The 12,435-nt window shown below is 57.4% G+C and carries 11 protein-coding genes; 6 read left to right on the plus strand and 5 right to left on the minus strand.

Going from position 1 to position 12,435, the window contains the following annotated elements; genetic code table 11:
• From PA598K_RS34590 to PA598K_RS34605, 4 genes are all read right to left on the minus strand, one after another.
• The coding region (locus tag PA598K_RS34590) for a beta-galactosidase (protein WP_148092042.1) at nt 1-1,345 on the minus strand (1,345 nt) is incomplete at its 3' end.
• Nucleotides 1,346-2,134: 789 nt separating this feature from the next.
• Nucleotides 2,135-3,439 carry an ABC transporter substrate-binding protein gene (locus tag PA598K_RS34595; protein WP_128661251.1) on the minus strand — a complete coding sequence of 435 codons (1,305 nt, stop codon included), beginning with the start codon at nt 3,437-3,439 and terminating at the stop codon, nt 2,135-2,137.
• Nucleotides 3,440-3,503: 64 nt separating this feature from the next.
• Nucleotides 3,504-4,337, minus strand: coding sequence for a carbohydrate ABC transporter permease (locus PA598K_RS34600; protein ID WP_128661252.1), 834 nt, complete (start codon nt 4,335-4,337; stop codon nt 3,504-3,506).
• On the minus strand, nt 4,337-5,140 hold the full coding sequence (locus tag PA598K_RS34605) for a carbohydrate ABC transporter permease (RefSeq protein ID WP_260405761.1): 804 nt from the start codon (nt 5,138-5,140) through the stop codon (nt 4,337-4,339). Before PA598K_RS34605 ends, PA598K_RS34600 begins: the two co-directional genes overlap by 1 nt.
• Before the next feature lie 205 nt (nt 5,141-5,345).
• Between PA598K_RS34605 and PA598K_RS34610 the strand changes: the two genes are divergently transcribed.
• From PA598K_RS34610 to PA598K_RS34625, 4 genes are all read left to right on the plus strand, one after another.
• Nucleotides 5,346-7,265, plus strand: a complete 1,920-nt coding sequence (locus PA598K_RS34610) for a cache domain-containing sensor histidine kinase (protein WP_260405760.1) — start codon at nt 5,346-5,348, stop codon at nt 7,263-7,265.
• A 51-nt stretch (nt 7,266-7,316) separates the two neighbouring features.
• Nucleotides 7,317-8,939, plus strand: a complete 1,623-nt coding sequence (locus tag PA598K_RS34615; protein ID WP_128661254.1) for a response regulator transcription factor — start codon at nt 7,317-7,319, stop codon at nt 8,937-8,939.
• Between the two features lie 242 nt (nt 8,940-9,181).
• Complete coding sequence (locus tag PA598K_RS34620) at nt 9,182-10,180, plus strand: LysM peptidoglycan-binding domain-containing protein (protein WP_128661255.1); 999 nt, start codon at nt 9,182-9,184, stop codon at nt 10,178-10,180.
• A 369-nt stretch (nt 10,181-10,549) separates the two neighbouring features.
• The gene (locus PA598K_RS34625; protein WP_185602418.1) at nt 10,550-10,879 is read left to right on the plus strand and encodes a helix-turn-helix domain-containing protein; all 330 of its coding nucleotides are present in this window, start codon (nt 10,550-10,552) and stop codon (nt 10,877-10,879) included.
• Here PA598K_RS34625 and PA598K_RS34630 read toward each other — a convergent pair.
• Entirely contained in the window at nt 10,876-11,184 is a 309-nt protein-coding gene (locus tag PA598K_RS34630; protein ID WP_128661257.1) for a hypothetical protein, read from the minus strand. The two genes, PA598K_RS34625 and PA598K_RS34630, sit on opposite strands and share 4 nt — an antisense overlap.
• Before the next feature lie 303 nt (nt 11,185-11,487).
• Between PA598K_RS34630 and PA598K_RS34635 the strand changes: the two genes are divergently transcribed.
• The gene (locus PA598K_RS34635) at nt 11,488-11,835 is read left to right on the plus strand and encodes a helix-turn-helix domain-containing protein (protein ID WP_128661258.1); all 348 of its coding nucleotides are present in this window, start codon (nt 11,488-11,490) and stop codon (nt 11,833-11,835) included.
• A gap of 188 nt (nt 11,836-12,023) precedes the next feature.
• Entirely contained in the window at nt 12,024-12,395 is a 372-nt protein-coding gene (locus tag PA598K_RS34640) for a GNAT family N-acetyltransferase (RefSeq protein WP_260405762.1), read from the plus strand.
• Nucleotides 12,396-12,435 lie beyond the last annotated feature (40 nt).

Genomic DNA, 12,435 nt, shown 5'->3' on the forward strand with positions numbered 1-12,435 from the left:
CATCCAGCCGCTCCGTCCACGAGATAGCATCGCAGCCGATGCCGAGCTTGGTCAGAGCGCGGTGGTAATCCTTGATGTTCTCATAGTAGTCCATCCCCTCCGCCTGATGCTGGATGCGCAGCGCCTCCAGTTGCTCATGGGAGAGCAGGATCGCCGCCTCGTGGCGCGGCTGTGTGCCTTGGAGCTGAGCCGACAGCCGATTGACCTCGCCGCATAGCCGCTCGAACTCGGCGAATCGCCGCCCCGGCACGTCGCTCGGATCGAGCAGCCCATGCCAGAACTGCTCGGCCCCGATCGCCGCCGACCGCCAGCGGAAGTGGACGACCGTGTCCGCGCCCCGAGCGATCGCCTGCCACACATGCGCCCGGATGAAGCCAGGATAAGGGGCTCGCCAGGTCGGGAACCAGGCCCCCGGCGGTCCGCTCAGTTGCTCCATGATCCAGAAGTTGCGGCGCTTGATGCCGCGAGTAACGTCGAGCGAAAGCGCGCCGCTGTAGGGACCGGTCGACTGCTTGTCTGGCGACGTGTTGGGATAATAGTCGAACGAAGCAAAGTCCAGATCGGCGCCGACCCGGTACAAGTCCATCCGCTGCGGATACGTATGGAAGTTATGCGTCACCCAGCGAGCTGGACTGTATTGTCGGAGGATCGCGATCTGCCCGCGCTGAAAGTCTGCGATCAGATCCCACTGGAACCGCGCATAGTCGAGCAGATACGACGGGTTGTTGAACCGCGAGCCGCCATACGGCGTCGTCAGCTCGCTCCAGTCGCTATACTCGCCGCTCCAGACGACCGTGCCCCACTCCCGGTTGACCGTCTCCAGCGAGTCGTATTTCTCCTGCACCCACGCCCGGAACCGGGTATTGCACGCCTCGCAGTGACAATCGTTCATGCCAAACTCATTGTCCGTCTGCCAGCCGATCACGGCCGGGTGCTCGCCGTAGCGACGGGCCAGCGCCTCCGTGATCCGCTCGCCATGGCTGCGGATCGCCTCGCTGCTGTAGCAGCGGTGGCCGCGCACGCCTGCATGGTAGGTGCTGCCGTCAGCCCGAATCGGCAGGATGACGGGATGACGCTCGGTGAGCCAGCGCGGGGGCGTCGCCGTCGGCGTGCAGAGCACGACCTGCAAGCCATAGCGATGGCAGAGGCCGACCGCCTCATCGAGCCACTCCCAATCGTAGACGCCGGGCCGCGGCTCCATCCGGCTCCAGGCGAACTCCGCCATCCGCACCACCTTGACGCCCGTCTCTTGCATGCGCCGGATATCCGGCTCCCACATCGAACGCTCCCAATGCTCCGGATAATAGACGATGCCGATTTGTACTTGTCCTGCAGATGTATTCATCCTCTGCCTCCTTCGGTTAGCCAAAAAAACTGCCCCTGCGACCGCCCGTCAAGGCACGTCGACAGAAACAGTCGGTTGGTTGTAGCGTTTGAAGCGTTATGATTCAAGTCTACCTTAGACTGCCACATGATGCACACCCGCACATACGCATTGGTCTAGCTGTCCCAACTTATCGCGTATAGCCCCGACTTGGGGCAGCCCACCGTAGATTGTTAGATCAAAAATAGAACGCCAAGCTGCCTGAGCGAGATGCTTAACCTACTCGAGGAATGTGGCAAATCGTCGGTGTTATCAAGTATTACAAGGTAGTGCCATTTGTATAAAACAGCTATCCTAAGACCGACCAGTCCGACGCTGACGAACATGCTGATCAGCATGAGCTGGCCAAGTTAGAGAAACAAATGCAAAAGTACCTTTAAATACAGCGAAACTGAGCGAAAACAGGTAAACAACTGCGAAAGTGCACTTAATCCAGCCTAATTTCCGTTATCAAGCCTCATTCCCCAAAAATAAAGGTACTTTTACAGTTATGACCACACTACACACGCCATAAGGGAAAAATAAAGGTACTTTTGCAGTTATGGTTGTATGGTTCATGGGCTGCATGGTTGCATGGTTGCATGGTTCATGTCGCATGGTTGCTGGAGCAACCCTCCGAATGATGCGGCGAAGAGTCGAGCAAGTGGCCACAGCACAACTGGACACTCCTCGACTCTCCGCGCAACCGATCGTCCAGCATTGAACGACTAGCCGTATCTTTTAATTCAAATTCTTTTACTTCAACTTCTTTTACTTCAGCTTATCCCAAGCCGCTTGCATGTTCTCGGCCCACTTGTCGGCGTCAACGCGACCGGCCAGGAATTCCTGGATGACGCTGCCGAACTCTTGCGCTACGCCGTCGGGGAATTTGCCCGCATTGTGCGCGAAGATTTCGCCGCGATCGATGTAGCTCTGCAGGTCCGCTGCCAGTGCGCCCATATCCTCCGGCGTCGACTGGATCGTCGTCAGCGGCGGGATGAACATGAATTTCTTGACGATATATTCCTTGCCGATATCCGATGTGACCAGCCAGTTGAGGAAGGTCTTCGCTTCTTCCTTGGCGTCAGAATCCTTGTTAACGACGAGGTTGACCGGCACGCCGATCGTCACCTTGCCGGAGCGCTCCACATCGTCGCTCAGCGCCATCGGCAGGAAGCCGATGTTCATGTCCGGCGTGATGCCGTCGATCATCGCTTGCGCCCAGTTGCCGTTCTGCGTCATCGCCGCTTCGCCGTTGGCGAACATCGAGACGGCTGTATTGTAATCCGTGGTCAGCGGGTTGCGGTTGCCGTAGTCCAGCGTCAGCTGCATCAGCTTGGCCCAGTTTTTGAAGTGCTCGTTGCCTGCGATCGACGCGGTGCCGTCATTGAGACCAGCGATGAAGGCGTCGGTGTCGTCCTGGTTGGCGAAGGCGTTGCTGATGCCTTGGCTACCGACCAGCCACCACTCTTGATACGCGTTAGCAAATGGCGTGATACCCGCTTCCTGGATCTTCTTCGCAGCCGCCTCCAGCTCGGAGTAGGTGCGCGGCGGCGAAGCGATGCCGACCTGCTCGAAGATGTCCTTGTTATAGATATAACCGAAGCCTTCGAGGTTCAATGGCAAGCCGTATACCTTGCTATCCTTGGTGATCGCCTCGGCAGCCAGCGGCACGAGGTCGCCTACCCACGGCTGATCGGAGAGATCCTCCAGACGCTCCTCCCACATATCCAGCTTGGCGTAGCCGTTGTTGGAGAAGATGTCAGGCGCGTCACCGGAGGCGAACTTCGTCTTCAGCGCTGCGTCGTAGTCGGCGCCGCCGCCTACTGTCTGGATATCCAGCTTGATGTTTGGATATTCCTTTTCGAACTCGACCTTCAGCTCGTTCAGCCCTTCGACGATCTCCGTCTTGAACTGGAACAGCGTCACTGTTTTTTGCTCGCCGCCGGCATTGCCGCCGCCGTTCGAGGAGCCGCTATTATTCGGGTCGGCCGCGTTGTTGCCGCCGCCGCACGCGCCGAGGATCAAGGACATCGCCAGTACAGAGGCCGTCACGATCGTATGCTTTTTATTCATGCTTCATTTCCCCCTAATAATTGTTGGTATGACTATAGTCGGACGCGAGACGGGACGTAAGGGCTCAGCCCTTGACCGACCCGGCCGCGATGCCTTCGACGATATAACGCTGCAGGAACAGGAAGAAGATAATGATCGGCAGGATGCCTAGCACGAGCATCGGCAGCGCCAGATCCCATTGCTTGGAGTATTCCCCGAAAAAGGAGAACGTCGCCAGCGGGATCGTCCGCAATCCCGGACTTTGCAGGATCAGGGACGGCAGCAGGTAGTCGTTCCACACCCACAGACAGTTCAGCACGATGACGGTCATCAGCATCGGCTTGAGCATCGGCAGCACGATCCGGAAGAACACGCTGATCCGGTTGCAGCCGTCGACCGTCGCCGCCTCCTCGATCTCCAGCGGAATCGACTTGACGAAGCCGTGGAAGAGGAACACCGCCATCGGCGCGCCTAGCCCGAGATAGGTCATGACCAGCCCGCTGCGCGTATTGGTCAGGCCGAGCTCATTGACGACCCGCAGCAGCGGCATCATGATCGACTGGAACGGCACGACCATCGAGGCGATCAGGATGAGGAAGAAGATCCGGTTGAATCGCGAGTCGTAGCGCACCATCCGATACGCCGCCATCGCGCTGATCAGCCCGACCAGGATGACGCTGCATACGGTGATGATCAGCGAGTTGGAGAAGACGAGCGGGAAGCGCGTCAGCGACCAGGCACGGGAGAAGTTCTCCCACTGGAACACGGTCGGCCAGCTCGCCGAGTTGGTCATAATCTCGCCGAACGTCTTCACCGCATTGACGAACAGGAAGTAGAACGGCGAGAGGAACAGGAGCGCCAGCAGCGCCATCCCGATCTCCAACGCCAGCGTTCGTCCGGTATAGGCTCGATTTTGCATTACGCCTCCACCTCCCGTTTCTTCGTCAGACGGACCTGGACGATTGTGATGACGGCGACGATGACGAAGAACAGCATCGCCTTGGCCGTACCCAACCCATATCGGTTGTTCTGGAACGCTTCGTTATAGATGTTCATCGCGACCGACTCCGTCGAGCGGAATGGCCCGCCGCGCGTCAGCGAGAGATTGAGATCGAAGATCTTGAACGCCCACGAGATCGCCAGGAACAGACAGATCGTCACCGCTGGCATGATGAGCGGGATGATGATGCTGCGCAACAGCTGCCAGCGGCTCGCGCCGTCGATCTCTGCCGCCTCCAGGATCTCGCTCGGCACATTGGTCAGCGAGGCGATGTAGATGACCATTAGATAGCCAGCCTGATGCCAGATGAATACCATCGTGATGCCCCAGAACCCCGTCGTCGCATCCCCGAGCCACGGCAAGCCGAAGAAGGACCAGCCCGTCAGATTGTAGATCGTATCGAAGCCTTTGATGAATATGAACTGAAAGATAAAGCCAAGCAACAGACCGCCGATCACGTTCGGCATAAAAAAGATCGTCCGCAACAGATTGCGCATCTTGAGCGCCCGCGTCAGGAAGTACGCCAGCGCAAAGCCGACGACATTGGTCAGGACAACGCCAAGCACCGTGAAGCGCACCGTAAAGCCAAACGACTTCCAAAACTCCGGATCGTTCGTGAAGATCCGCTGGAAGTTTTCCAGGCCAACCCAGTTGACCGTACGAGCGACCCCGTTCCAGTCGGTCAAGGAATAGTACATCCCGAGGAAAAACGGCACCACCATAATGAGGGTGAAGAATAAAATGACCGGCCCTACATAAAACGACTGCAAGCCGAGGTTTTTGAGGAAGTTATTGCTTCGCAAGGCACAGCCCCCTTTCGATCTGCAAGTAATCTACTGTATGGTTAGTATGACGCGGATAAGGTACAATAAACACCGACTGATGTGAACGATAAGGGGTAAAATATTGATCGGGGGAGGGGTAATGATGATGAGATGGAATAGCATACGCGCCAAGCTTATCGTCTTCCTGCTGCTCGCGACCGTCATCCCGATCGCCGCGACGATGTTCATCACCTATACATATACGACCGAATCGCTGAAGTCGAGAGTCGCCACCGAGAACGCCAATCTGCTGTACCAGGGCGGGCGCAATCTGGCCAATCTGCTCGATGATCTGAACCGCTCCTCCTCGACGATCTATTCGATCATGAATCTGCTGCAGGGCGGCTACGACGACTCGCAGAGCAACTCGCGGGTGTACGCTGTCCTGCTGTCCATCGCCACCTCGGTGCCGGATGTGTTCCAGGTGTACCTCCATGAGGAGGGTGCCAGGCGAGCGACGCTAGTGACGCTGAATACGCCGCAGCGGCAGTACAATACCGACCTGTACGAGGAGGCCGGGGGCGGCACCCGAAGCGTATGGGTGCAGCCCACTCATATGAGCACCTACTACGGCTTCACCAATGTGCAGCCCCGCTACCCGTCGCGGCCCGTCTTCACCTTGCACCGCCGCATCGAGAACGTACCGTCGCCCGAGGTGGTCGGTCATCTCGCGGTCGATGTAAGTATGGAGGCGCTCGGCGATATCGCCGATCAGCTCTATGTGCGGGGGCGGGAGAAGATCTATCTCGTGGATGAGCAAGGGCGGCTCATCTATGGCGACGAGCCGGAGCGATTCGGCCAGCCGCTGGAGGCGGGATGGTATACGGAGACGCTCGCCGCCGCCGAGGCGCCGAGCGGCCACTTTGAGCGGGACGACAGCGTGTTTATCTACGAGACGATCCAGGACCGCAACGTCTCCTGGACGCTGGTCAAGCAGATTCCGCTCTCTTATCTGATGCGGGAGGCAAGTCAGGCTGCCCGTATCAATCTGCTGCTGCTGGCGTTCTCGCTGCTCGTGATCGTCGCTGCCACGATCATCATCTCGATCCGCATCACCGCGCCGATCAAGCGGCTGGCCCGCTACATGAATCAGATCCAGTCGGGCAACCTGGACGTCGATATCCGGCCGAGCAGCAACGACGAGATCGGCTCGCTGACTGTTCGCTTCCGCAGCATGATGGATACGATCAACAACCTCATCCTGCGCGAGTACAAGCTGGAGCTGGCGGGCAAGACCAACCAGCTGCGGGCGATGCAGGCCCAGATCAACCCGCATTTCCTCAACAACACGCTGCAGATCATCGGCACGCTGGCGCTCGAGCTCAAGGTGCCGCAGGTGTACGCCCTGCTGGCCTCGCTGGCCAAGATGATGCGCTACAGCATGCACAATGAGGATCGCGTCGTCACGCTGCGCGAAGAGATGGATCATGTCCAGGCCTATATCGACCTGCAACTGGAGCGATTTGAAGGACGCTTCCAATACAGCTATGATGTAGAAGACAGCGTATGGGACGTGACGATGCCCAAGATGATCCTGCAGCCGATCCTCGAAAATTACTTCAAGCACGGCTACCAATCCACGCCGGAGCAACCCGGCATCCTCCGGATCACGGGACGGACAGACGGTACGGCTGGCGTCTATGTGACCGTGGAGAACAACGGCTTGCCCGTGCCGGAGGAGCAGCTGCGCGCCTTGCAGGAGCGGCTGGACGCCGTCGTCGGCAACGACTGGCTGCCCGAGGAGGACGTCTCGATCCGGCTGCGCGGGCTCGATGATCAGCCTCCCGGCAGCAGGGCAGAGCCGGAGGCCGACAGCGAGCTAAGAGCGGCCAGACCGACGCCGGCTCGTAGTCCAGGCGCCGAAGGCTTGTCCTCGATCGGACTCGCCAATGTGCTGCAGCGGCTCAAGCTGTTCAAGGGCGAGGATGCGTCGCTGGCGGTCGAGAATGTGCTGCCGCAGGGCGTGCGGATCACGGTATACATCCCGGTCGGTAGCAGCGGATCGCGTCGCGAGGCGGAGTGAACCGGTCGCGATCGCGACCTGACTATAGGAGCAAGTGGAGCGTGAGATGAGATGAGAGCATTGATCGTCGATGACGAGGCGCGGGTGCGCCGGGCCATCGCCCTCTTGGTCGACTGGGAGGCGCATGGCATCACGGAAGTGAAAGAGGCCGCCAGCGGCCGCGAAGCAATCGTCCACATCGAGGAGAGCGTGCCGGCGCTGGTCATCATGGATATGATGATGGAGGATGGCCACGGGCTGGAGCTGATGGCCTGGATCGCCGAGTCCGCCGACTCGACCAAGTTCATCGTCGTCTCCGGCCATGACGACTTCGACTTCGTGCGGAGCACCGTCAGACATGGCGGCGTCGATTATATATTGAAGCCGGTCGAGCCCGAGGCGATCAACACCGCCGTCGCCAAGGCGACGCGCGCCTGGCGCGAGGAGGAGCGCGAGCGTACGCAGCAGCAGCGGCAGAGCATCCAGCTCAATGAGTTCAAGCCGATCTACGGCGAGAAGCTGCTGTCCTCGATCATCCACGATCCCGCCACGGCCGAAGCGGCGCTTCGTCGCCTCCGTCAGGAGGGCGTCGTGCCGCCCGAGGCGACGCAGGCGAGGCTGCTGCTGCTCCATCTGGACACGGCCGACCGCCAACTGATGGAGCGGATGGGCAACGACAGCGATCTGCTCCGCTTCATGCTGACCAACATCTGCCACGAGTTCCTCCATCCGGACGAGCGCGGCACCGCCTTCAGCTACTGGGCGGACTCCGGCGGCGTCATCCTGCTGCTATGGGAGCCGAGCGACGACCCCGGAGCGTTGGTAACCAAGATTAACGAAGCGCTGCTCGCAACCCTGCAGCGGCGCATGCACTTCGGTCTCGGGAGCGGCGGAGCGCTGCCGCAGAGCTTGCCTGCCCAGTACAGCGAGGCGCGTCAGGCGCTCCGCCAGCGCAATCTGCTAGGCAGCGGCGTCTACCTGCATCGGCCGACCGCCCTGCACGAGCGTCTGCAGCCCGCAAGCTTTGCGAGCGTCCTGGACGACACCCGGGTCGCCGTGCTGAGCGGCAGCGGCCGCGAGCTCGCCGAAGCGGCGCAGCGCTGGATCGATGAGCTGACCCGCACCGGCTGCGTGACGCCGGAGCAGCTGACGCAATGGCTCGCCGACGCCGAGGCCTTCCGCTCTGCCTTGCTGCGCGAGACATTGGGCGAGCAAGCGGCGACCTATCTGGCAGAGGCCGAGCGTGAGGATCGGGAGCATCCTGCGCCAGCGCCGGACAGCTATGCCTTCTCCCATTATCTATGGCGCGACTGGGCGGAGCACTGGCTCTCGCGGCTATCGCAGCGGGTCGCCAGCCTGACCCGCGAGGGCGGCGGCTCCGCCTGGCGCGATATGCTCGCCTATGTCGAGCAGCATTATACGGAGGAGCTGGCGCTGCAGGATATCGCCGCCGCCTTTGGCGTCAGCCGCGAGTATGTCTCGCGCCGCTTCAAGCAAGCATACGGCATCGGCTTCACGGACTATCTGACCGGCTACCGGATCGATCGGGCCAAGCGGCTGATGGCCAATCCCCATCTGAGCGTCGCCCGGATCGCCGAGATGGTCGGATATCGCGACGTGAAGTATTTCAGCAAGGTGTTCAAAAAACAAGCCGGCCAATCCCCCAAGGCGTATCGCAGCCAGTTGGAGGGCTGATCGATTGCATCGCATCGGACGCGCTTCTTGCGGCCGGGCCTTCGCCCGAGCCGCCGATCGGCGTGCCGGCATGGGCGTCCCTAACTCCGACCAGATGCCCATGCCGGGCACGTCAAGACCTATGTCGGACAGCCAATATGATTCCTTAGGCCAGTATAATCTATCCGCTTGTCCCGTTTTATCGCGCGCAAATTGTTGTAAAATAAGAGTAACTAGATTGTAACAAAGGAGAACGACCCTCTATGCGCAAGAATACTGCCAGCAGAGCTGAAGCCGGCCAAAGTCGAACTACATTTTATGTCCTGCTCTCGCTGCTCGGACTGCTGCTGGTCGTCTGCGTCGTACTGTACAGCATCTACCTGCAGCAAGCCGGGACAGCGCTCAGCGGCGGCCTCGACGAGGACGAGCCGACCGAGCTTGCCGCCGGCTCGCCCCCTTATGATCCCGATGCAGTCGCCGTAGATCCCGAAGAGACGGGCGAGAGCGGAGAGTCCGGCGGCGGACTGCCGCTCGAGGGCGAAGACCCGCTGCAGGAGCTTGATGTCCCTGGCGCGCAGGAGCCCTTGGCACAGGAGAAGGAGCCAGAGCCAGAGAAGGAGCCAGCCGCCACCCTTCCTGCCACCTACACCGTCCGCAAAGGGGACACGCTGCGTTCGATCTCGATGCGATTTTATGACAGCAATCAATATGCTTCTCTAATCGCCGAGGCCAACCAGATCGTCTTCATCAATGATATGCGGGTAGGCGATCGCTTGACGATCCCTGCGCTTGGCGATGCGGCAACCGCCGAACGCCCAACAGGGAACAATGGCGGCGACTATAGCGGCGTGAAGCTGCCCGCCACCTATCTGGTCCAGGCCGGCGATACGCTGTACAGCATCTCCAGGAAATTTTACGACTCGACCGACTATGTCAAGCTGCTCGCCGAGCACAATGGTCTCGATGCCGACAGTGGCCTCAAGGCAGGCACCAACCTGACCATCCCCAAGCCGAAGGGCGGCTCGCCCGCCAAAGACAACGGTAAGGGTAATGGCAAGGGCAACGACAAAGGCGGAAGCAAGGGGGAGAGCTCCTCCACCGAGACGGTCAACAAGAAGCATACGGTAGGCAAGGGCGAGACGCTCTATAGCCTCTCCCGCAAGTATTATGGCGACAACAGCGGCGCCAAGCGGATCGCTGATGCCAACGGCCTGCCCGAGTCCTATCAGGTGAAGGTTGGCGAAGTACTGCAGATTCCATAAGTCACCGACATTTAGGATGAATAGTAGTCAGGCCCTCTTTATGATAAGAGGGTCTGTTTCGTTATCGCCTACTCTTCTTGTGTAGTTTGATCAACAGGATAAATGACATGATTATTGAAATGATAAAAACCACCAGAAGCCAGGGGGATATATTAAAGAAAAACTCAATCATCGGAAGGAACATGGTGGCTCAACTTCCTCTCCACATGTTATATGAATGAAAAGTCTCAGTATTTTAATCTCAGAAAGTCAATTCAATCATATACGATTTGTTTTTTGTTAAAAATAGATCATATATTTGTCTGCCTATTTATTCCTTTCTTACCTACACTTTTAGTCAAGCAGTCTTCTGAAGGGAATGAATACATCGTGGACTACTCCATCACCTTAGTGCGCATCGGCCAACTGATCCGCCAATGCCGGATCAGTCAAAACTTGACGCAAGAACAATTAGCCGAGTTGGTCGGAACGAGCCACACAGCCATCGGAGCAATTGAGCGCGGGGAACGCAATGTCACCGTCCGTACGCTGCATCGAATCGCGGATGCATGCCAAACAGATCTATTCTCCATGCTTCTGGTAGACCAGCCTAAAAACGAGCAATTGTCTTCCATCATTGCGCTATTAATTGATCGAAACCCCAACGAGCTGCGCACAGCCCTGAATGTACTTCAGAGTATCTTTCAGCCTCCTTCCTAAAATTTTCGCCATAGCTCTTTGTATAGCTCATTCAAAAAGGTTCCATTCACCTCTACCCCTAGCGAAGCCTCCAGTATGTCAAACAATTGTTGCTTAGACAATTGCCCCAGTGCGCTTCGCTCCCGCTTGCCCCATACAACGGTAGTCGCTTCCAGGCTCACTTCCTTCTCCACACGATCAAAAACTGCTAGATAGCACACAACTTCATCAGCCAAGCTAACAATATCCTCGTCGCTTAGTTCCAGTCGTTCCCAGTGCAAATGCAGTACGGTTTGAACAGCTATTTTTACACGTTTCGTCTTCAACTTCCCATTCCCGCCTTCGCTGCTAGGTATCGGCAACCATCTGTGCAGCATTCGCATCACGACAACACCAGGCTCGACCGCTATGTGGCGGGCTGGTCATTGCCTCACTAATCTGGATAAATGTTTGTTTCGGCTCCCCGTAATTTCCACATGCAGCCCCTACCCTCCCTCTCCATGTGATATGGAAAATTGTACTACATTATAATTAATGCGACAATCATAGTTTTTAATAGTCGCAACTATAGACTCCATCGCAGCTTGCTGTTCGTCTACACTTCTTTTGTAGAAAGGTTGTGGTAGGACATGAAGCCATTCACCGAACAGCTCGGCGCGAAAATTCGGTTGCATCGATTAGCCCAAGGCCTAACCCAGGAACAATTAGCAGAGCGAAGCAACACAACGCCTTCCTATATCGGGCAACTAGAGCGCGGGGAAAAGGATATTCGCATAAGCACGCTGGAAAAAGTCGCGCTTGCCCTTAATTTGGACTTGCATGATATGTTTACAAACGAGAAGGAGTCTTTTCTAAAGCAGCACAAGTGGGTTTGGGAGGGCATTCTCTTGCAGTTACGCCACCCGGAAGAACGGCAAGAGCAGGCGTATCGAATATTAAAGGAGCTGCTGGAACCGAACTTAACGACAAAAAAATAGGTAAATGCCTCTAACCTCCCGAAAGAATACTCCTGCCAAGCTGTGACAACCGTAAGACTGAAGCGTATCCTTCCAGGAGTTGCAGCGTCTTGTGGCATTATTACAAATTTGGCAGGAGTAAAAACAAGGGGACTGATCGGATGATAATTAGAGAAGCGAGTAGCACAGACTTTCCAGAATAGAGACAAATTTATCTTGAAGCCCGCCGCGAAAGCTTTCACTGGGCCAATACAGACGAGATGACCCTTGATGATTTTGACCAAGATACGTCTGAGGAACAAATTATTGTAGCTGAGGAGAACGCCAGAATCCTTGGCTTCGCTTCATTGTATGTACCTGACCGGTTTGTTCATAATCTTTTCGTTCACCCAGCCGCTGCCGGCAAAGGAGTGGGTCGACAGTTACTCCAACACGCTGTGGCCGAGCTGGGTACGCCAGTCACCTTGAAATGTGTCTCCGCAAATCACAAAGCGCTCCATTTCTATAATAAACAGGGGTGGAAGGCCGTCGTTGAGGAAGGAGAACCCGGGGCGAGATATTGGGTACTTGTTTATGAATGAAGGGCACTAATGCTCTTCATTTGGGTCTGTAAAATGAAAC

Source organism: Paenibacillus sp. 598K (assembly GCF_003851045.1).
Lineage (GTDB): Bacteria > Bacillota > Bacilli > Paenibacillales > Paenibacillaceae > Paenibacillus_D.

Coding starts and splice junctions, on each gene's coding strand:
- PA598K_RS34635 (WP_128661258.1), top strand. CDS start 11,488: ATGAAGCCATTCACCGAACAGCTCGGCGCGAAAATTCGGTTGCATCGA.
- PA598K_RS34595 (WP_128661251.1), bottom strand. CDS start 3,439: ATGAATAAAAAGCATACGATCGTGACGGCCTCTGTACTGGCGATGTCC.
- PA598K_RS34615 (WP_128661254.1), top strand. CDS start 7,317: ATGAGAGCATTGATCGTCGATGACGAGGCGCGGGTGCGCCGGGCCATC.
- PA598K_RS34620 (WP_128661255.1), top strand. CDS start 9,182: ATGCGCAAGAATACTGCCAGCAGAGCTGAAGCCGGCCAAAGTCGAACT.
- PA598K_RS34605 (WP_260405761.1), bottom strand. CDS start 5,140: ATGGTGGTGCCGTTTTTCCTCGGGATGTACTATTCCTTGACCGACTGG.
- PA598K_RS34610 (WP_260405760.1), top strand. CDS start 5,346: ATGATGAGATGGAATAGCATACGCGCCAAGCTTATCGTCTTCCTGCTG.
- PA598K_RS34600 (WP_128661252.1), bottom strand. CDS start 4,337: ATGCAAAATCGAGCCTATACCGGACGAACGCTGGCGTTGGAGATCGGG.